This is a genomic window from Rathayibacter sp. PhB186 (genome assembly GCF_003751825.1).
Taxonomy (GTDB): Bacteria; Actinomycetota; Actinomycetes; order Actinomycetales; family Microbacteriaceae; genus Rathayibacter; species Rathayibacter festucae.
The window spans coordinates 1,065,815-1,091,815 of the sequence record NZ_RJKO01000001.1 but is presented as its reverse complement, the minus strand read 5'-3'; the positions used below and the strand labels follow the sequence as shown (position 1 = coordinate 1,091,815).

The window sequence follows — 26,001 nt, the reverse complement described above, 5'->3', positions numbered from 1 at the left end:
TAAGACGGCGGATCGACGAGCCGGACCCCGAAGTGCGAGCCCGACGTCCTCGGAGCCGGCCCTCGATCGCCGGTCGTCTCCTCCACAGTCCACGGTGAGCGCGAGCTCTCCACCGAACGGGCGATCAGGTCCGCACGGATCGCCGTCCGACGGCAGAGTCGGCGCATGCAGTACGGAGTGCACCACATCGGCTACCTTCACGCGGTCGGCGTCGACGCCACGGCCGCCGTGCGATCGGGGGCGCTGCGCCGCATCAGGCGCGGTTGGTACGCGTCGCCGCACGCGTCGGCGGAGGAGCTGCGCGCGGCGGAGGCCTGCGGGTCGCTGTCCTGCATCTCGCTGCTGGCGGAGGCGGGCGCTTTCCGCCCGCCCGACACCCGACTCCACCTCGCCATCACCTCCAGCTCGCGCCCGCGGCCGCGAGAACTGGGCGACGACGTGGTCGCTCACTGGAGTCGCCGTGCACGGCCGGCGGAGTACCGCTCCATCCGGACGACGCGCATCGAGGCGCTGACCCAGGTCTTCCTCTGCCAGCCTCTCGAGCTCGCCGTCGCCGTCGCCGATTCGTGTCTGCGCCTGCGCCTCATCGGGGCCGATGGTCTCGCCCAGGCGCTGGCGGCGCTGCCCCGTCGCTTCGCCGTCGTCGCGGAGCTCGTCGACGCCCGGTCGGAGTCCGGGACGGAGTCGGTCACTCGGGTCCGCCTGCATCCGCTCGGCATCAGGTGCGACATCCAGGTCGAGATCGACGGCGTCGGCAGGGTCGACCTGGTGATCGACGGGTGGCTGCTCCTCGAGATCGACGGTCGGGCCTGGCACGACGACCCCCACGCCTTCCAGCGAGACCGGGATCGCGACCGCGCAGCAGCCGAGCGCGGGTACACGACGCTCCGCTTCACCTACGCGGACGTGATGCATCACTGGACACGCACCCGCGACAGCATCCTCGCGGTCCGCGCGCGCGGCCCGCTCCGCTGAGCCCCGCGCGTTCGACGCGAGGACGCCTCCCGTGACGGTCAGAGGCGCACGGTTCGAGGAAGCCGAGGTCTCCGGGCGACCGGCGGACGGCAGCGCCGATGCTTGGGCACGCGGGACACGCTCCGGCACGTCAGAAGCCCGTGCACCCGCGAGCCGGAGGCGATTCCACGAGCCGGAGATCACGACGGACTCACCCCGGCGCACGCCGAACAGGCTCCGGCGCGACGGAGTGACGTGCTTCCGCGAGCCGGAGGTCGTTCCACGAGCCGAGGGTCGCGTCGGGCGTATTCGGGCACGCGGAAAGCGCTCGGGCACGTCAGAATCGGCCGGAGTGACGGGCCGGAGGTGATTCTGCGAGCCGGAGGTCCCGCGGACGAGGTCGGGCACGCGGAAACAGCTCCGGCACGCCGGAAGTCCGCGATTCCACGAGCCGAGGATCGTTCCGCGAGCCGGACGTGACGGCGTCGGCGCCTCGGCACGCGAGACGAGCCTCGGCTCGTCAGAAGCGCGCAGGACGACGAGCCGGAGGCGATTCCGCGAGCCGGAGGTCGCGCGGACGAGCTTCGGCACGCGGAAACCACCTCGGCACGCGGGATGCAAGCAATTCCACGAGCCGAGGATCATTCCGCGAGCCGGAGGTCGCGCCGCCGAGGTCCGGCACGCAGGAACTGCTCCGGCACGTCGGATGTGCGGCAGTCCACGAGCCGGAGGTAATTCCACGAGCCGGAGGTGATTCCGCGAGCCGGAGGTCGCGCCGCCGAGGTCCGGCACGCAGGAACTGCTCCGGCACGTCGGATGTGCGGCATTCCACGAGCCGAAGGCGATTCCACGAGCCGGAGGCGATTCGACGAGCCGGAGGTGATTCTGCGAGCCGGAGGTCGCGCCGCCGAGGTCCGGCACGCGGGAACTGCTCCGGCACGTCGGATGTGCGGCATTCGACGAGCCGGGGGCGATCCCGCGAGCCGGAGGTCGCGTCGCCGCGCGCGGCGGAGGCGTGCGTCTCGGAGCCGCGCCCGGCGCCTCTACGCTGGAGGGCATGACGGAGGCGGCGACCGAGGCACCGCGCGGCATCCCGGCGCTGTTCGAGCGGATCATGCGGACACGTCCGGTGCGGGTGATGCTGCACTACTCCGAGAGCGGCGGGCCGCTGTTCGCGTCGGGGCTCGCCTTCCAGGCGCTGTTCGCGATCTTCGCGGCGCTGTTCGTCTTCTTCGCGGTCTTTGGCTTCGTCCTGCGCGACAACGCGGCGCTGCGCGACTCGCTCCTGCAGCTGCTCACCAGCTCGGTGCCCGGGCTGATCGGCGACAAGAACTCGCTGGTCTCCATCGACACGCTGCTCGACTCCACGATCCTCGGCTGGACCGGAGTGATCGCCGCCGCCGGTCTGCTCTGGACGGCGCTCAACTTCCTCGGCAGCCTCCGGCAGGCGGTGCGGATCCTGTTCTCCCTGCCCGGTCCGACCGTCCTGTTCGTGCTGCTCAAGCTCAAGGACGCGGGGCTCGCGCTCGTCTTCGGCGCCGTACTGATCGTCTCGGCGGCGCTCTCGGTCTTCTCGACCTCGTTCGTCGACGTCGCGTTCGACGTCCTCGGGATCGGCAGCGACTCGACCCTCGGCCGGGTCACCGGCACCGTCGTCGGCCTGCTGATCATGCTCGCGCTCGACACCGCGACGCTCGCCGGCTCGTTCCGGATCCTCAGCGGCATCCCGATCCCGTGGAAGAACCTCTGGGTCGGCGCGCTGATGGGCGGGATCGCGCTCGGCGCGCTCAAGGTCCTCGGGACGCAACTGCTCGGCGGCGCCTCGCGCAACCCGCTGCTCGCCTCCTTCGCCGTCCTGATCGGTCTGCTGATCTGGTTCAACCTGGTCTGCCAGGTGATCCTGATCGTCGCCTCCTGGATCTCGGTGGGCATGAGCGACGCCGGCATCTCAGCGCGCAAGCGCACGCCGGACGAGATCGAGCGCGAGCGCGAGGAGCAGCTGCGCCTCGCCCGCCGCACCCTCGCCGAGGCGGAGCGCGAGCGCCTGCGCGCCGCCCTGCCGGACGCCTCGCTGCTCAAGCGCCGACGCCTGGAGAAGCAGCTCTCGCGCCTCGAGGACGAGCTGGCCGACGCGGCCGCCTGACTCCGCGACAGTCGCTCTCCGCGACGCGCGCTCTCCTCGACGCTGATGCGTCGTCGGAGCCCCCGAGCGGAACGACGTCCGACGAATATGTCCGTTTCTGTTGACACCGGACACGAACGGGTCTAAAAAGATGTAAACGCAGATCCGAGGTCGACACCGACACCGCGGACGAGGCGTAGCATCTCGCGAGACGACGGAGTCCACATGTACGCACCGGAGCGGCACCAGGCGATCCTGGACCGCGCCCGCACCGACGGGCGGGTCGAGGTCCGCGACCTCGCGCAGTCCCTCGCGGTCACGCCCGAGACGATCCGGCGCGACCTCACCAGCCTGGAGAAGCGCGGCCTCCTGCGCCGGGCCCACGGCGGGGCCATCCCCGTCGAGCGCCTCGGCATCGAGCCCGAGGTCGCCGCCCGCGAGGGCCACCTCGCCGCGGAGAAGGACCGCATCGCCACCGCCGCGCTGGCCGAGGTCCCCGACGGCGGCTCGATCGCCATCGACGCCGGGACCACCACGGTCCGCCTCGCGGAGCTGCTCCCCCTGGACCGCCGGCTGACGGTCGTCACCCATTCCCTCCCTGTCGCGGTGGCGCTCGTCGGCCGGCCCAACATCGACCTCCACCTGCTCGGCGGGCACCTGCGCGGCGTCACGCAGGCCGCCGTCGGACCGTGGGTCGCCCAGGTGATCCCCACCGTCTCGGTGGACGTCGCCTTCATCGGCACGAACGGCATCAGCCGGGAGCGGGGGCTCACCACCCCCGACCTCGACGAGGCCGTCGTCAAGACCGCGCTCATCGCCGCCGCGCGCCGGGTCGTCGTCCTCGCCGACCACTCCAAGTTCGGCCGCCAGGACTTCGGGCACGTCGCCCCGCTCTCCGCGATCGACACCGTCATCACCGATCGAGGGGTCGACGACGAGCTCGCCGACGACATCGAATCGGCCGGCCCGGAGGTCGTCCGCGCATGATCGTCACCGTCACCGCCAACCCCAGCATCGACGTCACCCTGTCGACGAGCGGCTTCGCCGTCGGCGAGGTCAACCGCGCCCACGGCGTGCGCCGCGACCCGGCCGGCAAGGGCGTCAACGTCGCCAGGGCCCTCGCCCGCAACGGCGTCGAGGCCACGGCGATCTACCCGGCCGACGCCTCCACCGGCCTCGACCTGCGCACCATGCTCGAGGCGGCCGGAGTCGCCTCCGCCAGCGCCGCGATCGCCGAGCCGATCCGCACCAACATCACCGTCGTCGACGACGCGACCGGCCGGACCACCAAGATCAACGAGCCCGGCCCGGCCGTCACGCCGGAGGAGGCGAAGGCGCTCTCCGCTCTGATCTGCGACCACGTCGTCGCCGGCCCGCGCTGGCTCGTCGCCTGCGGCAGCGTCCCGCCCGGCCTCGGCGACGACTTCTACCCGGCGCTCGGACGCCTCGCCACCCACTTCGGCGTCCCCCTCGCCGTCGACACCTCCGGAGCACCGCTGACTGCGATCATCGCGGCCGGCACCGCGACGCTGGTGAAGCCCAACCTCGAGGAGCTCGAGGAGCTCCTCGGCCGCTCCCTCGCGTCCGTCGGCGACGTCGTCGACGGAGCCCGCACACTCCTCCGCCTCCCGGACGCGCGAGCGCTCGTGAGCCTCGGAGAGCACGGCGCCCTCCTCGTCACGGCGGACTCGTCGTGGTGGGCGGGCGCACCCCCCGTCGTGCCCCTCAGCACCGTCGGCGCCGGCGACAGCACCCTCGCGGGCTACCTGTCGGCGACCGAGGCCTCGGAGGCGGAGCGTCTGCGGACGGCCGTCGCCTGGGGCACCGCCGCCGTCACCCTCCCGGGCAGTGAAGCCCCGGGTCCCGACTCCCTCCGCCTCGACGACGTCTCCGTCGTCGAGAACCCCGACCCCACCCTCCCGATTGGAGAACTGAGCGCATGACTGCTCTCACCGAGGCGTCGACGGTCATCGTCGACCTCACCGCCGCCACGAAGGACGACGCCACCGCGCAGCTCGCGAAGACGCTCGCCGACGCCGGCCGCGTCACCGACCTCGACGGCTTCCTCGCCGATGTCCGCGACCGCGAGTCGCAGATGGCCACCGGCATGCCCGGCGGCATCGGGATCCCCCACGCCCGCTCCTCGCACGTCGTCTCGCCCAGCGTCGCCGTCGGCATCGCCAAGTCCGGCGTCGACTTCGGCGCCCCGGACGGCCCCGCGGACCTGATCTTCCTCATCGCCGCCCCTGACGGCGCCGACCAGGCCCACCTCAAGATCCTCGCCCAGCTCGCCCGCAAGCTGATCCACGAGTCCTTCACCGGATCCCTCCGCGCCGCCGGCAGCGGCCAGGAAGTCGCGGACATCATCGCCCGAGAGGTCGTCGTCTCGTGAAGATCGTCGCCGTCACCAGCTGCATCGCCGGCATCGCGCACACCTACATGGCGGCCGAGGCCCTCGAGCAGGCCGCCAAGAAGAAGGGCTACCAGATCCAGGTCGAGACCCAGGGTGCCGCCGGCTCCGACCCGATGTCCGACCAGACGATCGCCGACGCCGACGTCGTGATCCTCGCCGCCGACCTCGAGGTCCGCGGCAAGGACCGCTTCGCCGGCAAGCCGACCCTCGAGGTCGGCACCTCGGAGGCGCTCGCGAAGGCCGCGGACGTCATCGACCGCGCCGCCGCGAAGGTCCAGGACGCTCCCGCCGCCGCCGTTGCCTCGACGGGCGCCCCGCGCTTCGTCGCGGTGACGAGCTGCATCGCCGGCATCGCGCACACCTACATGGCCGCCGAGGCGCTGGAGCAGGCCGCGAAGAAGCGCGGCTACCCGATCCACGTCGAGACCCAGGGCGCCGCCGGCTCGGACGAGATGACCGCGGGCGACATCGCCGCCGCGGACGTCGTCATCCTCGCCGCCGACCTCGAGATCCGCGGCAAGGACCGCTTCGCCGGCAAGCCGATCCTCCAGGTCGGCGTCGCCGAGGCGCTGTCGAAGCCGGACGAGGTGCTCGACCGGGCCCTCGCCCTGCGCGGCACCGGCACGGCTCCGTCCGCCGCCCGCTCGACTCCGGCCGCGGCGCCCGCCGCCCCGAAGAAGGTCGGCGTCGGCACGCGCATCCGCCAGAACCTGATGACCGGCGTCTCGTACATGATCCCGTTCGTCGCGGCGGGCGGTCTGCTGATCGCACTGTCGTTCCTCTTCGGCGGCTACCAGATCGTCAGCTACACGCCGCAGCAGATCATCGACAACGGCTTCAACATCGCCAACATCACCGACTGGGCCGGAGTGATGTTCCTGATCGGCGGCGCGACCTTCGCGTTCCTGGTGCCGGTGCTCTCGGGCTTCATCGCCTTCGGCATCGCGGACCGCCCCGGCATCGCGCCCGGCTTCCTCGGCGGCGCCGTGGCGGTCACCGTCGGCGCCGGCTTCCTCGGCGGCCTCGCGTCCGGCTTCATCGCCGGCTACGCGGCGCTCTACATCTCGCGGATCAAGCTGCCGGCGGCGTTCAAGTCGCTGATGCCGGTGGTCATCATCCCGCTGATCGCGACCTTCATCACGGGCTTCCTGATGTTCGTCGTCCTCGGCGCCCCGCTGCGTGCGCTGAGCGAGGGACTGTCGGCCTGGCTCTCGGGCCTCACCGGCGGCAACCTGATCATCCTGGGGATCATCCTGGGCCTGATGATGGCGTTCGACATGGGCGGCCCGGTCAACAAGGTGGCCTACGCCTTCGCGACCACGGGGCTCGCCTCGGTCCCCGCGGACGGCGACCCGAACTCCGTGCAGTTCAAGGTAATGGCGATCGTGATGGCGGCCGGCATGACGCCGCCGCTGGGCCTCGCCCTCGCGACCTCGCTCCGCAAGCGCCTGTTCACCGACGCCGAGCGCCAGAACGGCAAGGCGGCTTACCTGCTGGGCGCCTCCTTCATCTCGGAGGGAGCGATCCCGTTCGCCGCGGTCGACCCGCTGCGCGTGATCCCCTCCGCCATGATCGGCTCGGCCGTCACCGGCGCCCTCGTCGCGCTGTTCGGCTCGACGCTGCGCGCCCCGCACGGCGGCATCTGGGTGACCGGACTCGTGGGGCAGCCGCTGCTCTACCTGGTCGCGATCCTCGTCGGCATGGTGGTCACGGCGGTCTGCGTGATCATCGCGAAGAGCATCAAGCGCGCGCCGATCGTCGCCGAGGTCCCGGAGCCGGCCACGGCCCGCCCCGTCGCCGTCTGATCCGCACCGACCGACCGTCCTGAGCGGTCCCGCCGGCGGTCCCGTGTCCACGTCGCCCCTCTCCTCCGAGGGGGCGGCGCGGGGCGGGGCCGCCGGCTTCTCTGCGTGTCCGGGATGCACCGCTGCGCCGCTCCCCCGCGTGCCGCTCCGTGTCGGCGGTCCTCCGTAGACTGCTCCGGTGACTCGAAAGCCGCTCCGCATCGCCTCCGTCAATGTCAACGGCGTCCGCGCCGCCTTCCGCAAGGGCATGGGCGACTGGCTCGCCGCCCGCGACGTCGACGTCCTCGCCCTGCAGGAGGTCCGCGCCTCCACCGACGACCTCACCGGCCTGCTCGGCGACGAGTGGGACGTGCTGCACGACGAGGCGACCGCCAAGGGCCGCGCCGGAGTGGCGCTCGCGTCGCGCAAGCGCGCCACGATCCACCGGGTCGCGCTCGGCGCCGACGACTTCGACTCCGCGGGCCGCTGGCTCGAGGCCGACTACGAGGTCGGCGACCGCACCGTGACCGTCGTCTCCACCTACGTCCACTCGGGCGGCGTCGGCACGCCGAAGCAGGACGAGAAGATGCGCTTCCTCGACGCGATGATCGAGCGCCTCCCCCAGCTCCAGGCCCACAACCCGCTCGCCGTGGTGATGGGCGATCTCAACGTCGGCCACCGCACCCTCGACATCAAGAACTGGAAGGGCAACGTCAAGAAGGCCGGCTTCCTCCCCGAGGAGCGCGCCTACTTCGACCGCTTCGTCGGCGCCGAGGGCGAGGAGGGCTACAACGCCGGAGCGGGGATGGGCTGGGTCGACCTCGGCCGCCGCTTCGCCGGCGAGGTGCCCGGCCCCTACACCTGGTGGTCGCAGCGCGGCCAGGCGTTCGACACCGACACCGGCTGGCGGATCGACTACCAGCTGGCGACGCCGGAGCTCGCCGCCCTGGCCCGCAGCTACGAGATCGACCGCGCCAGCGCCTGGGACACCCGCTGGTCCGACCACGCGCCCGTCGTCGTCGACTACGAGCTCTGACCCCCTTCTCCCCCGGCGCCGACCGCGCCGCCATCGCACACGAGGCCTCACCATGACCCCCAGCACTCCGGGCGCGAAGCCCGTCATCTTCTCCGGCATGCAGCCCTCCTCCGGCTCGCTGCACCTCGGCAACTACATCGGCGCCCTCACGCAGTGGGTCGCGATGCAGGACGACTACGACGCCTACTACTGCGTCGTCGACCTGCACGCGATCACCGTGCCGCAGGAGCCCGCCGAGCTGCGCGAGCGCACCCGCGCGACGGCCGCGCAGTACATCGCCGCCGGCATCGACCCGGAGCGCTCGACGCTGTTCATCCAGTCGCACGTCCCGGCGCACGCTGAGCTGGCCTGGATCCTCAACACGGTCACCGGCTTCGGCGAGGCCAGCCGGATGACGCAGTTCAAGGACAAGTCGGCGAAGCAGGGCGCGGAGGCGGCCTCGGTCGGCCTGTTCACCTACCCGATCCTGATGGCGGCCGACATCCTGCTCTACCAGACCGACGCCGTGCCGGTCGGCGAGGACCAGCGCCAGCACCTCGAGCTGACCCGTGACCTCGCGAACCGCTTCAACACGCGCTTCGGTGCGACCTTCGCGATGCCGGAGCCGTACATCGCGAAGGAGACCGCGAAGATCTACGACCTGCAGAACCCCGGCGCGAAGATGTCGAAGTCGGCGGAGTCGGACGCCGGCCTGCTGAGCGTGCTGGACGAGCCGAAGGTGACCGCGAAGAAGATCATGCGCGCCGTCACCGACACCGAGTCGGAGGTGCGCTTCGACCGCGCCGCCAAGCCCGGCGTCTCGAACCTGCTCACGATCTACTCCGTCCTCGCCGACCGCACGATCGAGTCGCTCGAGCAGGAGTACGCGGGCCGCGGCTACGGCGACCTGAAGAAGGGCCTCGTCGAGGTCGTCGCCGCGACCTTCGACCCGATCCGCGCGCGCACCGCCGAGCTGCTCGCCGACCCGGCCGAGCTCGACCGGATGCTCGCTCGAGCGGCCGACCGCGCCTCCGAGACGGCCGAGCGCACGCTCGCGACCGTGTACGAGCGCGTCGGCCTGCTGCGCCGCGGCCGCTGAGCCGACCGTGCTGCGGCTGGCCCTCTTCGACCTCGACGACACGCTCTTCGCGCACGCCCGCGCAGTGCGCGAGGGCATCGTCGCGTACGCGGCGTTGCTCGGCGACGCCTACGCGGGCGAGGCGGGCGCGCTGCAGCGGCGATGGTACGCACTGGAGGAGGAGCACTACCACCGCTACCTCGCCGGCGAGCTCGACTACGAGGGGCAGCGCCGCGCCCGCGCCACGGCCTTCGCGGCCGACGCCGGCGTCGAGCTGACGCCGGAGCAGGCGAGCGCGTGGTTCGCCGCCTACCTGGGGCACTACGTCGCGGCGTGGACGCTGCACGACGACGCCCTGCCGGTGCTCGACCGGCTCGACGCGGCGGGCGTCCGCATCGGCGTGATCACCAACGGCGACGTGGACTTCCAGACGACCAAGATGGACGCGATCGCGCTGACGGAGCGGGTCGAGCACCTGGTGGCGTCGGGCGAGGTCGGCGTGACGAAGCCCGATGCACAGATCTTCCGCGTCGCCTGCGAGCGCTTCGGCGTCGCTCCGGCGGACGCGCTGTACGTCGGCGACCGGCTGGGCACCGATGCGATCGGCGCGGCGCACGCCGGCCTGCGCGGGGTCTGGCTCGACCGCGTCGGCGGGCCCGAGCACGGGCGCGAGCTGCCGCCGGAGGCCGTCGAGTTCGGCGTGCGGCGGATCGGCTCGCTGGACGAGCTGGACGCGATCGCGGGGCTGACGGGCTGAGCGGCCGCGATCCGGCGTCTCGACGGGTGCGGAGCCGTCCGCCGCCCGCTCAGCGGTGTTCATGCTGATCGAGTAGCCCGCGCAGCGGGCGTATCGAGATCCACCCGTGCCAGAAAGACGAGTCTGCAGACCGCCCTTCTGAGGACGGTAAGTCTCGATACGCCCCTGCGGGGCTAACCGACCAGCATCGGCGGGTACTGACGAGGCCGAGGGGCTGACGCCTCCGGCTCTACTGCCCGTCGCCGACCTCTCGGGCCGTCTGGGCGGCGGCGGGCGAGGTCGCAGCGGCACGCTTCCTCCGTCTGTGCCGCAGCTCGAGGGCGAGCGCTGCGATCGCCACGACCAGGAGCACGGCGGAGGTGCACAGCGACGCGATCCCGAGGGCGCTCGGTGCCGCGATGACCGCAGGGGTGTCGAGGACGCCTCGGACGAGGCCGTAGAGACCGAGCACGACGAGGACGACGAGGTCGGAACGGGATCTCACGACAGCCACCGCCGTCCCAGGAGTCGCCTGCTTGCTGCTGCGTTGTTCATACCGGTATGTCTAGCACCGACGCCGGCAGGAGGGGCCGGAGGCGCGTGCCGAGCCCCGCCAGTGGCGCACAGCAGCGATCGTCGATTCGGTCGGCGAGTCGCGCTTGACAGACGTGAGCTTCGGTCGGTTACCATCCGCGTATGGCTTACGACCCGAGACCGATCCGCTCCGACGGAGACGCGACGCGCTCCCCCGATCGCGGCGACCGCCGCTCGCGAACGGCGCTCTCGACTCCGTCCCGTTCCGCCGACGCCGACAACGGCACGCGAGCGACCGCGGTGGATCGACGCGGAGTCGCCCGGGCCGTCCTCCAGTGGGTGACCGGCGACCGGGTCGACGCTCGACGGGTCGTGCGCCTCGCCGACCGGCGGTGGCGAGGAGCGGTGGAGCCACTGCTCGGGCCGGAGGACGTCCTGCTCCTCCCGGCCGAGAGCGTGACCGACGACGATGCGACCCGCGAGGCCCCGACCTGCGACGGCGCGGCCGTCCTCGACTACCGCGGTGGACTCGACGAGCCGGGAGACGTCGCCTGGTTCGGCGAGCTGCGGGTCCAGACGGAGGACTACGCCTCGATCGCGTTCCTCCCGGTCACCGGTGCGACGACCGCACGGCTCCGCGATGCGAACGGCTGGCAGGCCTATCGGGAGGACGCCGACGCCGCCCGCGCCTCCGGTCGGCTGGTCCCGCAGCTCCTGGGAGCCGCGGTCGCCGTGAGCGGTCTGCCGCTGACGGACGACCCCGCTGCCGGACCCGTCGCCGCCGTCGATGTCGGCCGGGACGGGGTCGCGACGCTCGGTCCGGACGGGCTGGTCCTCGGCGACGCCCGAGACCCCGACGGCCTCGCGGCCGCCCTCGACAGGTCGTACCGTCCGCTCGACCGGCTCGCCGCGCTGGGCGGCGATGTCGCCGACGACATCGCGCGCCGCCCCTGGCTGGCGCTGTACCGCGCCGGCCTCGCCTTCGCCGCCGCCGACGACACCGGCCCGGCGTGGTCGGTGGTCGGGCTCGGAACGTCCCTCCGACCGGACGGGGAGGTGGCGACGCTCACGCGCTCCGATCTGATCCTCCTGCACCGGGGCGACGAGCGCGTCCTGGTGGAGCCCCGGACCCTGCGGCGGTTCGCCCTCGCTCCTGCCACCGCGATCGTCGTCGAGCGGCTCCTGAGCGAGGGCCCGGACGACGGGGTGCGAACGCCGGCCGACGAGGCCTTCGTCGCGCGGCTCGTCGAGCGGTTCGAGCACGAGGGCGTCCACCTCCGGAGAGGAGCGTGACGGCCTCGCCGGTCCTCGTGCCCCTGGTCTCGCCGACGGCGGCGGCCAGGACCGTCGCGGCAGTGAGCGCGACGGGGACACGCATCCGCTTCGCCGACGGCGTCGAGGCGATCGACCTCACGAGCGGACTGTGGAACGTGCCGTTCGGCTACGGCCGGCCGGAGTTCACCGCCGCCATCGCCGCGGCTCTGACCGAGGCCTCCTACCTGTCCCTCTTCCGGCGGAGTCACCCCTGGGCGGAGCGGGCGGCTGCGGCGCTGCTCTCGGTCGTCGGCGACTCGCTCCCGGACGCCTCCTTCCGGCGCGTCCTCCTCACCACCTCCGGCGGCAGCGCGAACGACGCGGTCATGAAGCTGCTCCGCCAGCGGGCCGCGCTCCTCGGGCGGCCGGAGCGCCGGCTGGTCGTCGGCCTGTCCGGCAGCTACCACGGGCTCACCTACGGCGCCCACGCGCTGAGCGGCGACGAGCTGGGCCAGGACCTCTACGGCGTCGACCGCTCGGGGGTCCGGCACGTGGCGCACGACGATCCGGACGCCCTGGAGTCGCTGCTCCGCCGTGAGGGACGGCGCATCTGCGGCATCGTCGTGGAGCCCGTCCTCGGCTCCGGCGCTCTCCCGCTCTCGGACGCACTCCTCGCGGTACTCGAGCGCGCGTCCCAGGACGGCGTCCCCGTCGTCGCGGACGAGGTGGCGACCGGCTTCGGCCGCACCGGCCCGTTCCTCGCCTCCTCGCGCTGGCCGTTCGCGCCCGACGCGGTGGTCCTCTCGAAGGCCCTGACGAACGGCACGCTCGCGGCGGCCGCCGTGGTCGTCGGCGAGCGGCTCCTCGCCGAGATCGATGCCGCCGACGCCCCGTTCGTCCACGCGGAGACCCAGGCGGGGACACCCGCGGTCTGCGCCGCCGTCCTGCAGAGCCTCGCACTGCTCCCCGAGCTGCTCGGAGCCGACGGCTTCCCGCGCGTGAGCACCGGCCTCGACCGTGCCGTCACCGCGCTGACCGCGCATCCGCGGGTGCTCGGATCCTCCGGTGCCGGGTCCTTCCGGGCCCTGCGGATCGAGGGGGTCGCCAGCGCCGAGGAGGTCCTCGGCCTGGTGGAGGACATCCGGCGGCGCGGGGCGGTCGTGCATCCCGCGCCGGGCGGGATCCAGTTCCTCCCTGCGGCGGTGTCCAGCGACCACGACCTCGCGGACATCCCGCGCATCATCAGTGCGGCGCTCGACGCATGAGCGTCCGCAGCACCGATCTGCGGTCCGGTCTGGCGTCGGATGCGGCGACCACCGGCTCCCGGCGGACCCTCTTCGTGCTCGACAGCGCGCTCGTCCGGTGCGGAGCCGTCGAGCCCGAGCGACTGCACGGACCGGTGGTCGTCCTCGACGTCGCGTCCGAGCAGGGTCGGCTGCTCGACACCGTCGACCGCGCCCTCCGTGCCGTCCGTCCCGACCGCCTCGTCGGCATCGGCGGCGGCAGGCTGCACGACGTGGCGGCGCTGGCGCGCCTGTTCGCCGCCGACCGCGCCCTCCGATCGCGCCTCGACGGACTGCTGAGCAGGCACGGCGGCCTTCTCGCCCCGGACCTCCACGCGTCGACGGAGGTCCCTCGTCTCGTCCTGGTGCCCACGACGATCGGGCCCGGCAGCGAGACGAGCGTCGCGGCCTGCCGCGAGATCGGCGGCCTCCGCTCCGTCGTGGTCGGCGAAGCGCTCCGGGCCGACGCCGCCGTGCTCGACTCCGACCTCACGGCGACGCTGACCCGCTCCTCCGTGCTCGAGGGAGCGGCGGAGGCGGCCCTGCGATTGATCGGCTCGCGGTCCGGGTCGCCCGCCGACCACTCCGCCGACGACCGGTCGAGGCGACTGCTGGGGGCGCTGGGCGAGGCCGGCGGCCGCGTCGCCGAGAAGGCCGGACTCGTCCGCCGCGCCGACCGCGCGACGCTCGCTGCGGCGAGCGCCGACAGTCACGGCGCGCTGCGCTCGGCGACCACGGATCCCTTCGCGGCGACGCACTGGTACCTCGCGAACGAGGTGAGCAGTCGCGCGGGCCTGCGGAAGGTGCCGGCGACGATGCCGCTGCTGCCCGTCCTGTGGAGTCGCGACTCCCCGGAGCGTCGCGCGCGACGACGGGCCGTCTGGCAGTGGTTCGCCGCTCCCCTCGGGCTCGACCCGGACCCCGTCGTCGGCAGCGCCCAGTGGTCCGAGCGGTGGGGGATCACCGCTCCGGCCGTCGCCGACCGCGCCCTCCGCGACGCGGCACTCGCGATCGTCGCCCGCTGGGACAGCTCGGCGCTGCCCGGCCTGGCGCTCGACGACGCCCTCCGACTCCTGCGCGCGGCCTTCCCGCCGGCGCGGGCCCTACGACCGAACGAGGGAGGTGAACACATGAACACCACGAACGAGCTCGAATTCCATGAGCTGGAGCAGGCGGTCGCTCCCGACTGGGAGTCGGCGGCCTCCGGCTTCACGACGGGGCTCCTCGTCGCGGGCGTCTTCGTCGGTCTCCTCACCTGACCGGGACCGACCGATGACACCCGGATTCCAGACGACGACACGAGGAGACGACGCATGCAACCACCCACCCCCCTGCGATTCGAGGAGATCGAGTCGATGGCCGCACCCGATTCCGACTGGTACATCGCCACGAAGCTCGGGATCGCTGTCGGCCTCGGGCTCGGCGCGATCGTCCTGACCTAGCTCTCGAGGAGAGCACCTCTTCACCGAGGACTTCATCACCGAGGAGGTGAGAAATGGAGAACCCCGTTCTCTTCCAGGAGATCGAACCCGCGGTCGCTCCGGCCGACGGCTGGCGGACCGCCGACGCCGGTCTGAGGATCGTGATCGCGCTCGGCAGCATCGTGCTGCTCGCGACCTAGCCGACCGTGCACCTCCCGCGGTCCCGGACGCTCGAGCGTCCGGGACCGCCCCCTCTCAGACCTGGAGCGACCATGCAGCACCCCTCGGACCCGCCGCCGCTCACCGCGGCGAGCGCCGCCCTCCTCGGCGCCCTCTCCCCCGTCCCCGCGGCGCCGGAGGACCTCTACGGCCCGGACGGCTCCGTCGTCTACGAGCACTTCACCGCGGAGGACCGCAGCGAGATCAGCCCCCTGCTCGCGGCGGCCCGCCGGACCGAGGGGCCGATCCTCGAGCTGGCCTGCGGCGGCGGACGCCTCACGGTGCCCCTCCTGGGCCTCGGCCGCCCCGTCGTCGGCCTCGATCTCTCGCCGACGATGATCGACATCCTCCGGACGCGGATCGCGGCACTGCCCGCCGCCAGGATCGCCGACGGCTCCCGGGCACTGGTCGGCGACATGACCTGCTTCCACCTGCCGGAGCGCTTCGGCGCCGTCGTCCTCGGCGCCACGTCCATCGCACTTCTGGACCGGGCCGGCCGGCACGCCTTCCTCCGGGCCGCTCGCGAGCACCTCGGAGCGGACGGCGTCCTCCTGATCACCGCGTCGAGCCCCGACCACGCCTACGTCGCCGGCAGCCGCAGCTCGCGTATCCGCGCCGTGCCCGGGCCGTCCGGCGGACCGGGAGCGGCCGTCGTGACGTCCGCCGTCACCCCCGACGGTCTCCACCGGGACGTCGAGGTCGTGCAGCTCGGTCTCGATCCCGAGGGGCGTGCGGCGGCACGCTTCTTCCGCTCGCGGGTGAACGTCGTCGACGCCGACCAGGTCGCGGTGGAGGCCGAGCGCGCGGGACTGCGGCTCGTCGCGCGGACCGCGCTGGTGGAGACCGAGGACTCGACGCTGCTGCAGCTGGTCCGGGCATGAGCGATCCCGCGCCCCGGCTGGCGGACACCGTGACGATCGACGAGCCGATCGCGCCCGGCGCTCCGTGGATCCTCTCGGTGCGGGGCGTCCCGCGCGCACGGGTCGGTCCCGCGGTGGCGACCTTCGCCGCCGGGCTGCGCCCGAGCGCGCACGAGACGGACGAGACGGACGAGACGGAGGGCACCGGGAGCACCTCCCTGACGGACGAGGAGACGGCCGCCCTGCTCCGCGAGTTCGCGACGGCCGGGCTCCTCGCCGGCTCCGAGCGCCGCGAGCCCCGGTCGCATCGGCTGCAGTTCCGACCGCCGGCGAGTCTCCAGCTGACCCTGCTCGACACGACGCGGCCGGCGCTCGTGCTCGCGCGGCTCCTGCGCCGCCGACCGGTCCGGCTGCTCGCGGTCACCGCCGTCGTCGCGGTGCTGCTCCTGGGTACCGCGAGCGCGATCGCGCACTCGGCGGAGATCGCCGCCGTCCTCAGCGAGCCACTGCCCCTGCCCTCGCTCCTCGCGGTCTCGGTCGCATTCCTGCTCGCGGGAGCGGTCCATGAGGCCGGTCATGCAGTGTCCCTCGCCGCCTTCGGCGGACGACCCCGCCGGGCCGGGCTGATGATCTTCTACCTCGCGCCCGCGTTCTTCTGCGACGTCACCGACGGCTGGCGGCTGGGCGACCGGCGCTCCCGCGCGGCGGTCGCGCTGGCCGGCCCGGCGGTGCACCTCGTCCTCGCGGCGAGCGCCGCCACCGCCCTGCTGTGGGCGCCGACGGGGCGGTCCGCCCTCGCGTGCTTCGTCGTCGCGGCCGCACTCAGCGCGGTCACCAACCTCATCCCCCTGGTGCACCTCGACGGCTACCTGGCCCTGGTCGCGGTCCTCGACCGGCCGTTCCTGCGCAGAGCCGCGATCCGAGCCGTCGGCGACAGCGCTCTGCGCCTGCTGGGCGGCACCGCACCACGTACCTCCCCCTGGCTCGTCCTGTTCGGGGTCGGCTGCCGCGGCTTCGCCCTGCTCCTGATCGGCTGGGCGTACGTCCGCAGCGTCCCCGTCCTGATCCTCACCGAGCCGGGCGCGGTCATCGCGCTCGTGTTCGCCGCAGCGCTCCTCGGCGCACTCGTCGTCTCCCTCGTCCGGTTCGCGCGAGCCGCGAGAGAAGCGCGAGTCGGAGCGCTCCGGGTCGCCGTCGCGTCCGCCGTCCTCGCCGCCGCTCTCGCCGGCGTCGCAGCCCTCCCCCTCGAGGAGCGCATCGAGGGCGGCTACGTCGTCCGCAACGGCGAGGCCTTCCTCGTGCGGACTTCGGCCGACCCGAGGATCGTGCCGGGCACCCCGGTGCGGCTGACCAGCAACGGGATCGCGGTGCGGTCCCCGCGGTCGACGGCCGTCGTCAGCGGGCCTGCGGAGTCGCTGCTCGCCCCGATCGCGGCGCTCGCGCCCCTCACCGGGCTCGACGACGTACCGGCCGTGGGCTATCCCCTCGCCCTGCCCGACTCCGCGAGCACTCCCCCGGTGGGGGGCGCCTCGGTCTCCCTCGGCGTCGGCACGATCGGCGGCGCGGTGCTCGATCTCGTCGCCGGGGACGCACTCCGCCGCCTGGGGGTCGGCCGGTGACCGGCGGGAGTGTGCTCGAGAGCGCCTTCGAGTACGCCCTCCGCGTGCTCGCCGCCGCGAGGGACGGTGACACGATCCTCGGCTGGCGAGGCAGGACCCTCTCCGGTCCCGTCCGGCGCGACCGCGAGCGGCTCTGGCTCCGCCTCGTCAGCTCCCCCTCCGCGCTCGCCCAGGGGACGTGGTGGACCGGCACGGCGGAGAGCGCCGTGCTCCCGGCCCTGCCCAAGCCGGTCGTGCTCGCCGTCGAGGAGTGGGACCCGCCCTCCGTCGAGGGGTTCCGGCTCCGCGCTGAGCTGATGACCCGCCTGCCCGGTCGTGCCCTGTCCCCGACGGCGGAACTCGCGCCGGAGACCGAGGTCGATCCGGCGGTCTGGGTCGAGCTCGGCCGCATCCTCGACGCGCTCGGCGCCGTGTGGACGCAGCGGGAGTCGACCGTCCCCGCCACCGTGGACCGGCTGCTGCACAGCTTCTTCGGCGACCGGTTCCCGCGCGGCACCCCGTGCTGGACGACGGCGCACGGCGACCTGCACCCCGGCAACCTGCTCGTCGCACCGCTCGGCCTCGCCGACTGGGAGGCCTGGGGGCGCGGCCCCGAGCACCTCGACGTCGCGACCCTCTACGTGCACACCCTCGCCGCTCCCGACGCCCGGCGCTCGCTCGTCGAGGTGCTCGGCGAGCGGCTGCACTCGGACGACGCCCGGCCCGCGCTCGCCTTCGCCGCCGCGAAGGTGCTCGCGCGATCGGTCTCCGGCGACTACCCGACGCTGGTCGACCCCGTGCACCGGCTCCTCGACGACCTGACCGCGCGACCGCTCGGCGCCGGCGGGACGACCGCTCGACGACGATGACCCCCCTCCCTCGAAAGGTCCGCCCATGAGCTCTGCGCTCGACTTCCAGCACTTCACCAAGACCTTCCGCGGCCGCCGCGTCGTGGACGACCTCAGCTTCTCCGTGCGGCAGGGGACGGTCGTCGGGCTCCTCGGCCCGAACGGCGCCGGCAAGAGCACTGCGCTCCGCGGGCTGGTCGGACTGCTGCGCCCGGATTCCGGTGAGGCGCGGATCGGCGGCCACCGATTCGCGGAGCTGCGCGCTCCCGCCCGGGTCGTCGGCGTGCACCTCGACGGCCTCGGCTTCGAGAACGGCATCACCGGCCGTCGGCACCTCGCGATCGTCGGCCGCGCGGTCGGCGCACCGCTCTCCCGCGTCGACGAGCTGCTGGAGACGGTCGGCCTCGCCGAGGCGGCGCGTCGGCCGGTCCGCGGCTACTCGACCGGGATGCGCCAGCGCCTCGGCCTGGCCACCGCCCTCGCCGGAGATCCGGAGATCCTCGTCCTCGACGAACCGGCGAACGGGCTCGACCCCGAGGGGATCCGGTGGCTGCGGCGCCTGATCCGCGCCGAGGCCGAGCGCGGACGGACGGTCCTCGTCTCCAGCCACCAGCTCGCCGAGCTCGAGCACACCGTCGACGAGGTGGTCGTCCTGCGGCGCCGGATGCTCTTCCACGGCCCGCTCGAGGACCTCACCCGCTCGGGCGGGCGGAGTCTCGAGGACGGCTACTTCGACCTCGTCGACGGCGAGGCCGGCCGATGAGCGGGGCCGGCGCGCTCGCGCGGGCCGAGATCCTGCGCTCCCGCAGCGGCTCGTCGTTCCCGGTCCTCCTCGCGTACGCGATCCTGATCCCCGTCTTCGCCCTGAACATGCCCGATACGACGGATCGGCTCACCGGCCTCGACGACGCTCCGGCGAGCCGCTTCGTCTTCGGCTTCGCGGCCTGCGCCGCCCTGGGCGCGTGCTTCTACGGGTCCTACGCCTACACCCGGGAGACGTACTACCACTCGCTCGACCGGACGCTGCTGCTCGGCAGCCGGGACGCGATCCTGTCGGCGAAGGCGCTGGCCGGCGCTGTCTCGGGCGCGGTCTTCGGGGTGGTGGCGGTCGTGGGCTGGTGGCCGATCACCGCGGTGGTCCTGGCGACGGCCGGCCGCCGCCTGACGCCGGACATCACTCTGCTGTCCGCCTCGGTCGGCGTCGTCCTCTCCTGTGCCGTGAGCGGCGTGCTGGGCGTCGGCATCGGCTACGCGGTGCGGAACTACTACGCCTGCATCCCGATCGTCCTGGTCCTCCCCGCCGCCCTCGCCGCGCCGCTGCTCACCGTCGCCCGTGACGTCGGGCGACTGCTCCCGATCGGAGCCGTCGCGGGAGCGACCGGTGCGCCGGTCGAGGGCATGCTCCCCGCGCCGCTCGCCCTGGCCGTCCTGGCCGTCTGGGCGCTCCTGGCGGTCGGCGGCGCGCGGATCCTCGAGCAGCGGCGGGCGCGGTGACGGACGCGGCCGCGGAGGGGCCGCTCACCCGCGCCGTCGCCGCGGAGTTCCGACGCGTGGTCGCGAGCCGGACACCGCTCTGGGGACTGGTCTTCGGACTGCTGCCCGTGCTCCCCCTCCTCCTCGCCGTGACGCAGGTCGATCTCGGCGCGCTCCCGCCCGGAGAAGCGGCCTCGCTCGAGCACGCGATCTCGGCGGCGCTGCTGCAGGGCGGCGTCGTCGGGGCGGCGGCCTTCGGAGCACTGCGGACGGCGAGCGCCTTCGAGAAGGGGATCCTCGCACGCGACGTGCTCTCGTCGGGGCTCCGGCCGGCGCTCGCGGCACGATTCCTGGTGGCGGCCGGTGCCGGTGCGGTGCTCGCGACGGCGGCGGTCGCGATCGGAGTCGCCGGCGTCGCGGTCGTCTCGGCGGGAAGGGTCACTCCGGACCTCGGCGTCGTGACCCTCGTTCCCATGACCGGGATCGGAGGTGCGATCTGGGGCGCGCTGGTCGGCACGATCGTCCGAGCACCGCTCTTCGTGCTCTTCGCGGCCCTGGCGCCACTCAGCGTTGTGACCTTCACGAGTGGCACCGCCCTCGAGGACGTCACGCCCCTCGCTGCGCTGTCGGCGTCCGCGCCGCCCACGGTCGCGGCCGTGCTGGCGGGCCCGGCCTGGCTGCTGGCACTCGCGCTCGTCGCGGTCGCGACGGGGCGTCGCCGCCCGCTGCTCTGACGGAGCTCCGCCGGGGGCGGGTCTCGACACGCGCTGCGCGCTACTCGACCAGCATGTCTGCGGGCGTCTCTTCCCCGTGGATCCACGCACGAGGGCCCGCGCACGTCGCGTGCGCCGGCCCTCGTCGTTCAGTGGTGCGGTGCTACTGCACGTCCTCGTCGACCCAGTCGAAGGTCTTCGTGACGGCCTTCTTCCAGAGGCGGTACTGGCGCGCGGCCTCGTCCTGGTCCATCTGCGGGGTCCAGCGCGAGTCCTCCTGCCAGTTCTGGCGCAGGTCGTCCAGGTTCTCCCAGAAGCCGACCGCGAGGCCCGCGGCGTACGCGGCGCCGAGCGCGGTGGTCTCGGCGACGACGGGCCGGACGACCGGCACGCCGAGGATGTCGGCCTGGAACTGCATCAGCAGGTTGTTGGCGATCATGCCGCCGTCGACCTTGAGCTCCTGCAGCGGGACGCCGGAGTCGGCGTTGACCGCGTCCAGGACCTCGCGGGTCTGGAACGCCGTCGCCTCGAGCGCCGCGCGGGCGATGTGGCCCTTGTTGACGTAGCGGGTGAGGCCGACGAGCGCACCGCGCGCGTCCGCTCGCCAGTACGGCGCGAAGAGGCCGGAGAACGCGGGCACGAAGTACGCGCCGCCGTTGTCCTCGACCGTCGCGGCCAGCGCCTCGACCTCGGGGGCCGAGCCGATGAGGCCCAGGTTGTCGCGCAGCCACTGGATCAGCGAGCCGGAGACCGCGATCGAGCCCTCGAGCGCGTAGTGCACCTCGCCGTCGCCGAGCTTGTAGCCGATCGTCGTGAGCAGCCCGTTCTTGGAGTGCACGATCTCGGTGCCGGTGTTGAAGATCAGGAAGTTGCCGGTGCCGTAGGTGTTCTTCGCCTCGCCCGGATCGAACGCCGCCTGGCCGAAGGTCGCGGCCTGCTGGTCGCCCAGGATGCCGGCGATCGGGACCTCGCGCAGCAGCGAGGAGGACTCGACCTGCCCGTAGACCTCGGAGGACGAGCACACCTCGGGGAGCATCGACTTCGGCACGCCGAAGGCCTCGAGGATGTCGTCGCGCCACTCGAGCGTCTCGAGGTCGAGGAAGAGGGTGCGCGAGGCGTTGGTGACGTCGGTCTTGTGCACGCCGCCGTCGACTCCGCCGGTGAGGTTCCAGAGGACCCAGGTGTCGGTGGTGCCGAAGATCAGGTCGCCGGCCTCCGCCTTCTCGCGGGCGCCCTCGACGTTCTCGAGGATCCAGACGATCTTGGTGCCGGAGAAGTAGGTCGCGAGCGGGAGCCCGACGATCGACTTGAAGCGGTCCGCGCCCTCGTCGCCGGCGAGCCGGTCGACGATCGACTGCGTGCGGGTGTCCTGCCAGACGATGGCGTTGTAGACGGGCTTGCCGGTGGTCTTGTCCCAGACCACCGCGGTCTCGCGCTGGTTGGTGATGCCGACGGAGGCGATGTCGTGGCGGGTCAGGTCGGCGCGGGAGAGCGCCTGGCCGATGACCTCGCGGACGTTGTTCCAGATCTCGATCGGGTCGTGCTCGACCCAGCCCGCGCGCGGGAAGATCTGCTCGTGCTCCTTCTGCCCGGTCGAGACGATCGAGCCCTTCTTGTCGAAGATGATCGCGCGGGACGACGTGGTCCCCTGGTCGATAGCGATGACGTAGTCAGCCATGAATGATTACTCCTTCGTAACGGGTGAAGTGGAGTGCGACTCGTGTGTCGCAGAGTTCGGAGGGTCGACGCTCAGAGGATCGGCAGCAGCGCGGTCGACAGCAGGCCGGCGAGCACACCGCCGACGATCGGGCCCGCGACGGGTACCCAGGCGTAGCTCCAGTCGCTCGAGCCCTTGCCCTTGATCGGCAGCAGCGCGTGGGCGATGCGGGGGCCGAGGTCACGGGCCGGGTTGATGGCGTAGCCGGTCGGGCCGCCGAGGGAGGCGCCGATCGCGATCACCAGGATGGCGACGGGCAGGGCGCCCAGCGCCGCGAGTCCGCCGTCGCCCTGGCGTCCGCCGCCGAAGCCGATGACGACGAAGACGAGGACGAAGGTGCCGATGACCTCGGTGACGAAGTTCCAGCCGTAGCTGCGGATCGCAGGACCCGTGGAGAAGACGCCGAGCTTGTTGGCCGGGTCGGGCTCCTGGTCGAAGTGCTGCTTGTAGGCGAGCCAGCAGAAGACGGCGCCGAGGATCGCACCGATCATCTGGGCGAGGATGTACATCAGGATCGAGACGATGTTGACCGGGACGCCCGAGCCGAACTCCGTCGCTCCGCTGGCCACGAGGCCGAGCGTGACGGCCGGGTTGAGGTGCGCACCCGAGTTGTAGGAGACGATCACACCGGCGAAGACGGCGAAGCCCCAGCCGATGTTGACCATCAGAGTTCCGCCGTTGAGGCCCTTGCTCTTCACGAGCGCGACGTTGGCGACCACGCCGCAGCCGAGGAGCACGAGCATCGCTGTTCCCACGACTTCCGCGAGGAACACCACTCCGAGATTGTCCACGTTGACCATTTCCTTTTCATCGGTCGGAACGCGCGAGCGCGTCCGCGCCGGGCATCGATGCCCGACGAGTGTGAAGTTATCGGCGCCCCGTACCGGGGACAAGGAACGCCGCGTGCACGTTTGTGCGTTGTGACGACGGAAGTCCCGGCTCGAGATCACTCCTCGAACCGGGACTCCCGTCGATCCGCGCCAGTCGCCCCGCTAGGAGGCCGCGACCGCCGTCGGCGCCTGCACCGAGGTGCCGCCGACATCGACGCCGTTGTACTTCTTCAGGTGCTCGATCGTCGCGTCGACCTCCTGGGCGCGCTCCGCCTCGTCCCAGCCGAGGACCTCGCCGGTGTGCTGGGCGAGCTCCTCGAGCAGCTCGCGGCTCAGGCCGCCGGTGAAGGCGTGGTTGGTGCGGCGCATGACCAGGTCGATCAGGTGCACGACGCTCTCGCGCTGGGCGAGGTAGCGGATCTCACCGGTGGTGAAGTCCTTGTCGAAGTCGAGCGCCTCGTCGTGACCGTCGGCCAGGGCCTCGATGACCTCTTCCGCCCGGGTGCCGTAGCGCTCGAGCAGCTGGCCGGTGCGGGCCGAGGACAGGCCGGAGCGGTGCTGGCTGATCCACTGGGCGCGCGAGGCGTCCGTGCGCGGGAAGCCCTTGCCGCCGCCGATCGCGGTCTTCACGGTGGAGACGCGGCGGGTGACGCCGATCCGCTTGAAGACCTCGTTCGAGAGGTGCTCGGACAGGGCGCGGAACGTCGTCCACTTGCCGCCGACCAGGCTCAGCACGGGGGTCTTCCCGCCGGGGAGGGTCGAGGGCTCGATGCGGTAGTCGCGGGAGACGAAGCCGGGGGTCTCGTCGTCGTGACGGGGCAGCGGGCGGATGCCGGAGAACTTGAAGACGATCTGCTCGCGGGTGACCGGGATGGAGGGGAACACGTGGTTCACCAGGTCGAAGAAGTAGTCGATCTCCTCCTCGGTGCAGACGGCCGGCTCGTTGGGGTCGGCCTCGATGTCGGTGGTGCCGACCATGACCCGGCCCTTGAGCGGGTAGATCAGCACGATGCGGCCGTCGCTGTGCTCGAAGAACATCTCGCGGCCCTCGCAGGCCTCGACCAGCTCGGGGTTGTCGAGCACGATGTGCGAGCCCTTGGTGCCGCCCATGAACTTCGTGGTCGTGCCGAGCGCCGTGTTGGTGAAGTCGGTCCACGGTCCGGAGACGTTGACGACGACGTCGGCCTGGAAGGCGAACTCCTCGCCGCTCTCGCGGTCGCGCAGCAGCACGCCGCCCTCGGAGGTGCCGACGGCCTCGACGTAGTTGGCCGCGCGGGCCTTCGTGCCGCCGACAAGCGCGTCGCGCAGCACGTCGAGCGCCAGGCGCTCGGGCTCGTGCACGGAGGCGTCGAAGTAGGTGGCGGTGTACTTGATCTTCGGGTCGAGCTTGGGCAGCTCGTTCAGCGAGCGCTTGCGGCCGTGGAACTGGTGGCGCGGGACGACGCCGCCGTCGCGGGAGAAGAAGTCGTACAGGGTCAGGCCGACCTTGATCAGCAGCGCGCCGCGCTCCTGGGGCTTGCCGGACTTGTGAGTGAGGAAGCGCAGCGGCGCGGCCAGGATGCCCGAGAACGTCGAGTAGATCGGGATCGTGGTCTGCAGCGGCTTCACGTAATGCGGAGCGATCTTGAGCAGGCCGTTGCGCTCGTGCACGCCCTCGTTGACGAGGCGGAACTCGCCGTTCTCGAGGTAGCGGATGCCGCCGTGGATCATGTGGCTCGAGGCGCTGGACGCGCCCGAGACGTAGTCGCCGCGCTCGACGAGGGCGACGTCGACGCCGTTGAGCGCGAGCTCGCGGAACGTCCCGATGCCGTTGATGCCACCGCCGATCACGAGGACGGTCGCGCGGGGGGTGTCCCGCAGTGCGGAGACGCTCTCGCGGAGAGAGGAGCTTCCGGGAGTTCCGACAGACTGTGCCACTTCGTACTCGCCTTCGTGTCGTAGGTGTTGCGTCGAATGCCTCGTGCGAGTGTGGCCGCCCCAGATGGACGGTTGATATCGCGAGGGAATACAGCCATCCTTGACCCGACAACACATCCGGTCAAGACGGGTGGAAATACGTGCAAGGAGTGGCAATGACCCCTGTCCGACCGGTCGTCGAGCTGGACGAGACGACGCACGCGACCCACCCGGACAAGACGCGCGACGCGCTCCGGGCCGCGCAGCTGTACTACATGCAGGACCTGACGATGGACGCCATCGCGCACGAGCTGCACACCTCGCGCTCCTCGGTGTCGCGGCTGCTCTCGCACGCCCGCGCGACGGGACTGGTGGACATCCAGATCCGCTCCCCCCTCGACCGGGCGAGCGCCCTGTCGGCGGAGGTGCGCGCGCACTTCGACATCACGGCGCACATCGTCCCGGTGCCGGACCACACCAGCGAGATCGACCGGCTCGAGCGCGTCGCGCTGTCGGCCGCGCGGATCCTCGGGCCGTTCATCGACTCGAACATGATCGTCGGCATCGCCTGGGGCTCGACGATGAGCGCGATGAGCCGGCACCTGATCGCCAAGGAGACGCACAACACCCAGATCGTGCAGCTCAACGGCGCGGGCAACACCGAGACCACCGGCATCAACTACTCCAGCGAGATCCTGCGGCGCTTCGGCGACGCGTACGCCGCGAAGGTGCAGCAGTTCCCGGTGCCGGCGTTCTTCGACGACCCGATGACCAAGAAGGCGGTCTGGCGCGAGCGCTCGACCAAGCGGGTGCTGGAGCTGCAGCAGCGGATGGACGTCGCGCTCTTCGGCCTCGGCTCGCCGTTCGCGGCGGTGCCCTCGAAGGTCTACATCGGCGGCTACCTGGAGCCGAGCGACTTCACCTCGCTCAGTGCGTCCGGCGTGGTCGGCGACGTCGCCACCGTGTTCTACCGGGCCGACGGCACTTGGGACGACATCCCCATGAACGAACGTGCAAGCGGCCCGGACCTCTCCACCGTGCGCCGCGCCTCCCGCCGCATATGCGTCGTCTCGGGCGCCTCGAAGCTCCCGGGCCTGCGCGGCGCCCTCGCCGCCGGCCTCCTCACCGACCTCATCCTCGACGAGGGCACGGCCCGCGCCCTGATCTCCGGCTGACCCCCGGCGCCTCCCGCGAGATGCCACTTTTGAGCACGACACGCCGCAGAATCGCGTCATAAGTGGCATGCCGCGGCG

Annotated in this window: 25 protein-coding genes; 21 read left to right on the top strand and 4 right to left on the bottom strand. The window is 72.4% G+C overall.

The annotated features are described in order from the left end of the window. Positions 1-165: 165 nt before the first annotated feature. The 9 genes from EDF45_RS05200 to EDF45_RS05155 all read left to right on the top strand — a co-directional run bounded on the left by EDF45_RS05200 (position 166) and on the right by EDF45_RS05155 (position 10,123). The gene (locus tag EDF45_RS05200) at positions 166-975 is read left to right on the top strand and encodes a DUF559 domain-containing protein (RefSeq protein WP_123735194.1); all 810 of its coding nucleotides are present in this window, start codon (positions 166-168) and stop codon (positions 973-975) included. Positions 976-2,011: 1,036 nt separating this feature from the next. Then, complete coding sequence (locus tag EDF45_RS05195) at positions 2,012-3,097, top strand: YihY/virulence factor BrkB family protein (protein ID WP_123735193.1); 1,086 nt, start codon at positions 2,012-2,014, stop codon at positions 3,095-3,097. Positions 3,098-3,301: 204 nt separating this feature from the next. Then, entirely contained in the window at positions 3,302-4,063 is a 762-nt protein-coding gene (locus EDF45_RS05190) for a DeoR/GlpR family DNA-binding transcription regulator (RefSeq protein ID WP_123445281.1), read from the top strand. Next, positions 4,060-5,019: a 1-phosphofructokinase family hexose kinase gene (locus tag EDF45_RS05185; protein WP_123735192.1), complete on the top strand. Its 960-nt coding sequence runs from the start codon at positions 4,060-4,062 to the stop codon at positions 5,017-5,019. The genes EDF45_RS05190 and EDF45_RS05185 overlap by 4 nt, the downstream gene beginning before the upstream one ends. After that, entirely contained in the window at positions 5,016-5,468 is a 453-nt protein-coding gene (locus EDF45_RS05180) for a PTS sugar transporter subunit IIA (RefSeq protein WP_123445279.1), read from the top strand. The genes EDF45_RS05185 and EDF45_RS05180 overlap by 4 nt, the downstream gene beginning before the upstream one ends. Beyond that, the gene (locus EDF45_RS05170; RefSeq protein ID WP_243646235.1) at positions 5,465-7,294 is read left to right on the top strand and encodes a PTS fructose-like transporter subunit IIB; all 1,830 of its coding nucleotides are present in this window, start codon (positions 5,465-5,467) and stop codon (positions 7,292-7,294) included. The genes EDF45_RS05180 and EDF45_RS05170 overlap by 4 nt, the downstream gene beginning before the upstream one ends. Before the next feature lie 178 nt (positions 7,295-7,472). Next, positions 7,473-8,309: an exodeoxyribonuclease III gene (locus EDF45_RS05165; RefSeq protein WP_123733890.1), complete on the top strand. Its 837-nt coding sequence runs from the start codon at positions 7,473-7,475 to the stop codon at positions 8,307-8,309. Between the two features lie 52 nt (positions 8,310-8,361). After that, positions 8,362-9,387: a tryptophan--tRNA ligase gene (trpS, locus tag EDF45_RS05160; RefSeq protein WP_123735191.1), complete on the top strand. Its 1,026-nt coding sequence runs from the start codon at positions 8,362-8,364 to the stop codon at positions 9,385-9,387. 7 nt (positions 9,388-9,394) lie between these two features. Next, positions 9,395-10,123 (top strand): HAD family hydrolase, encoded by a 729-nt coding sequence (locus EDF45_RS05155; RefSeq protein WP_123735190.1) that lies wholly within the window; start codon positions 9,395-9,397, stop codon positions 10,121-10,123. A gap of 229 nt (positions 10,124-10,352) precedes the next feature. On the opposite strand, the gene EDF45_RS05150 is transcribed toward EDF45_RS05155, so the two are convergent. Further along, complete coding sequence (locus EDF45_RS05150; RefSeq protein WP_148060222.1) at positions 10,353-10,607, bottom strand: hypothetical protein; 255 nt, start codon at positions 10,605-10,607, stop codon at positions 10,353-10,355. Between the two features lie 191 nt (positions 10,608-10,798). Here EDF45_RS05150 and EDF45_RS05145 point away from each other — a divergent pair, with 191 nt between their 5' ends. From EDF45_RS05145 to EDF45_RS05105, 11 genes are all read left to right on the top strand, one after another. Then, a complete protein-coding gene (locus EDF45_RS05145) occupies positions 10,799-11,929 on the top strand; it encodes a hypothetical protein (protein ID WP_123735188.1) in 1,131 nt (376 codons plus the stop codon). Next, a complete protein-coding gene (gene mpaD / locus EDF45_RS05140; RefSeq protein ID WP_221181083.1) occupies positions 11,926-13,155 on the top strand; it encodes a daptide-type RiPP biosynthesis aminotransferase in 1,230 nt (409 codons plus the stop codon). Before EDF45_RS05145 ends, mpaD begins: the two co-directional genes overlap by 4 nt. After that, entirely contained in the window at positions 13,152-14,432 is a 1,281-nt protein-coding gene (locus tag EDF45_RS05135) for an iron-containing alcohol dehydrogenase (RefSeq protein ID WP_123735187.1), read from the top strand. The genes mpaD and EDF45_RS05135 overlap by 4 nt, the downstream gene beginning before the upstream one ends. Before the next feature lie 54 nt (positions 14,433-14,486). After that, on the top strand, positions 14,487-14,615 hold the full coding sequence (locus EDF45_RS21710; protein ID WP_260311824.1) for a daptide-type RiPP: 129 nt from the start codon (positions 14,487-14,489) through the stop codon (positions 14,613-14,615). 53 nt (positions 14,616-14,668) lie between these two features. Continuing rightward, positions 14,669-14,794 carry a hypothetical protein gene (locus tag EDF45_RS21705; RefSeq protein ID WP_260311822.1) on the top strand — a complete coding sequence of 42 codons (126 nt, stop codon included), beginning with the start codon at positions 14,669-14,671 and terminating at the stop codon, positions 14,792-14,794. 72 nt (positions 14,795-14,866) lie between these two features. Continuing rightward, positions 14,867-15,694, top strand: a complete 828-nt coding sequence (gene mpaM / locus EDF45_RS05130; protein WP_123735186.1) for a daptide-type RiPP biosynthesis methyltransferase — start codon at positions 14,867-14,869, stop codon at positions 15,692-15,694. After that, positions 15,691-17,292: a daptide biosynthesis intramembrane metalloprotease gene (mpaP, locus tag EDF45_RS05125; protein WP_123735185.1), complete on the top strand. Its 1,602-nt coding sequence runs from the start codon at positions 15,691-15,693 to the stop codon at positions 17,290-17,292. Before mpaM ends, mpaP begins: the two co-directional genes overlap by 4 nt. Beyond that, positions 17,289-18,140: a phosphotransferase gene (locus EDF45_RS05120; RefSeq protein WP_148060221.1), complete on the top strand. Its 852-nt coding sequence runs from the start codon at positions 17,289-17,291 to the stop codon at positions 18,138-18,140. The genes mpaP and EDF45_RS05120 overlap by 4 nt, the downstream gene beginning before the upstream one ends. A 25-nt stretch (positions 18,141-18,165) precedes the next feature. Further along, positions 18,166-18,882 (top strand): ABC transporter ATP-binding protein, encoded by a 717-nt coding sequence (locus EDF45_RS05115; RefSeq protein WP_123702532.1) that lies wholly within the window; start codon positions 18,166-18,168, stop codon positions 18,880-18,882. After that, on the top strand, positions 18,879-19,613 hold the full coding sequence (locus tag EDF45_RS05110) for a hypothetical protein (RefSeq protein WP_123735183.1): 735 nt from the start codon (positions 18,879-18,881) through the stop codon (positions 19,611-19,613). Before EDF45_RS05115 ends, EDF45_RS05110 begins: the two co-directional genes overlap by 4 nt. Beyond that, the gene (locus EDF45_RS05105) at positions 19,610-20,326 is read left to right on the top strand and encodes a hypothetical protein (protein WP_123735182.1); all 717 of its coding nucleotides are present in this window, start codon (positions 19,610-19,612) and stop codon (positions 20,324-20,326) included. Before EDF45_RS05110 ends, EDF45_RS05105 begins: the two co-directional genes overlap by 4 nt. Before the next feature lie 142 nt (positions 20,327-20,468). Here EDF45_RS05105 and glpK read toward each other — a convergent pair whose 3' ends face one another. From glpK to EDF45_RS05090, 3 genes are all read right to left on the bottom strand, one after another. Further along, positions 20,469-21,983 carry a glycerol kinase GlpK gene (gene glpK, locus EDF45_RS05100; protein WP_123445264.1) on the bottom strand — a complete coding sequence of 505 codons (1,515 nt, stop codon included), beginning with the start codon at positions 21,981-21,983 and terminating at the stop codon, positions 20,469-20,471. Positions 21,984-22,054: 71 nt separating this feature from the next. Further along, positions 22,055-22,822: an MIP/aquaporin family protein gene (locus EDF45_RS05095; RefSeq protein ID WP_123735181.1), complete on the bottom strand. Its 768-nt coding sequence runs from the start codon at positions 22,820-22,822 to the stop codon at positions 22,055-22,057. 192 nt (positions 22,823-23,014) lie between these two features. Continuing rightward, positions 23,015-24,769, bottom strand: coding sequence for a glycerol-3-phosphate dehydrogenase/oxidase (locus EDF45_RS05090; protein WP_260311816.1), 1,755 nt, complete (start codon positions 24,767-24,769; stop codon positions 23,015-23,017). 155 nt (positions 24,770-24,924) lie between these two features. Here EDF45_RS05090 and EDF45_RS05085 point away from each other — a divergent pair, with 155 nt between their 5' ends. Next, positions 24,925-25,923, top strand: a complete 999-nt coding sequence (locus tag EDF45_RS05085) for a sugar-binding transcriptional regulator (protein ID WP_123445261.1) — start codon at positions 24,925-24,927, stop codon at positions 25,921-25,923. Positions 25,924-26,001: the final 78 nt, after the last annotated feature.

Bases quoted from the DNA above. Each gene is read 5' to 3' on its own strand.
- EDF45_RS05195 (WP_123735193.1), top strand. From the start codon at position 2,012: ATGACGGAGGCGGCGACCGAGGCACCGCGCGGCATCCCGGCGCTGTTC.
- EDF45_RS05145 (WP_123735188.1), top strand. From the start codon at position 10,799: ATGGCTTACGACCCGAGACCGATCCGCTCCGACGGAGACGCGACGCGC.
- EDF45_RS05085 (WP_123445261.1), top strand. From the start codon at position 24,925: ATGACCCCTGTCCGACCGGTCGTCGAGCTGGACGAGACGACGCACGCG.
- mpaM (WP_123735186.1), top strand. From the start codon at position 14,867: ATGCAGCACCCCTCGGACCCGCCGCCGCTCACCGCGGCGAGCGCCGCC.
- EDF45_RS05135 (WP_123735187.1), top strand. From the start codon at position 13,152: ATGAGCGTCCGCAGCACCGATCTGCGGTCCGGTCTGGCGTCGGATGCG.
- EDF45_RS05095 (WP_123735181.1), bottom strand. From the start codon at position 22,822: ATGGTCAACGTGGACAATCTCGGAGTGGTGTTCCTCGCGGAAGTCGTG.
- glpK (WP_123445264.1), bottom strand. From the start codon at position 21,983: ATGGCTGACTACGTCATCGCTATCGACCAGGGGACCACGTCGTCCCGC.
- mpaP (WP_123735185.1), top strand. From the start codon at position 15,691: ATGAGCGATCCCGCGCCCCGGCTGGCGGACACCGTGACGATCGACGAG.
- trpS (WP_123735191.1), top strand. From the start codon at position 8,362: ATGACCCCCAGCACTCCGGGCGCGAAGCCCGTCATCTTCTCCGGCATG.
- EDF45_RS05185 (WP_123735192.1), top strand. From the start codon at position 4,060: ATGATCGTCACCGTCACCGCCAACCCCAGCATCGACGTCACCCTGTCG.
- EDF45_RS05115 (WP_123702532.1), top strand. From the start codon at position 18,166: ATGAGCTCTGCGCTCGACTTCCAGCACTTCACCAAGACCTTCCGCGGC.
- EDF45_RS21710 (WP_260311824.1), top strand. From the start codon at position 14,487: ATGCAACCACCCACCCCCCTGCGATTCGAGGAGATCGAGTCGATGGCC.
- EDF45_RS05180 (WP_123445279.1), top strand. From the start codon at position 5,016: ATGACTGCTCTCACCGAGGCGTCGACGGTCATCGTCGACCTCACCGCC.
- EDF45_RS05200 (WP_123735194.1), top strand. From the start codon at position 166: ATGCAGTACGGAGTGCACCACATCGGCTACCTTCACGCGGTCGGCGTC.
- EDF45_RS21705 (WP_260311822.1), top strand. From the start codon at position 14,669: ATGGAGAACCCCGTTCTCTTCCAGGAGATCGAACCCGCGGTCGCTCCG.
- EDF45_RS05190 (WP_123445281.1), top strand. From the start codon at position 3,302: ATGTACGCACCGGAGCGGCACCAGGCGATCCTGGACCGCGCCCGCACC.
- EDF45_RS05110 (WP_123735183.1), top strand. From the start codon at position 18,879: ATGAGCGGGGCCGGCGCGCTCGCGCGGGCCGAGATCCTGCGCTCCCGC.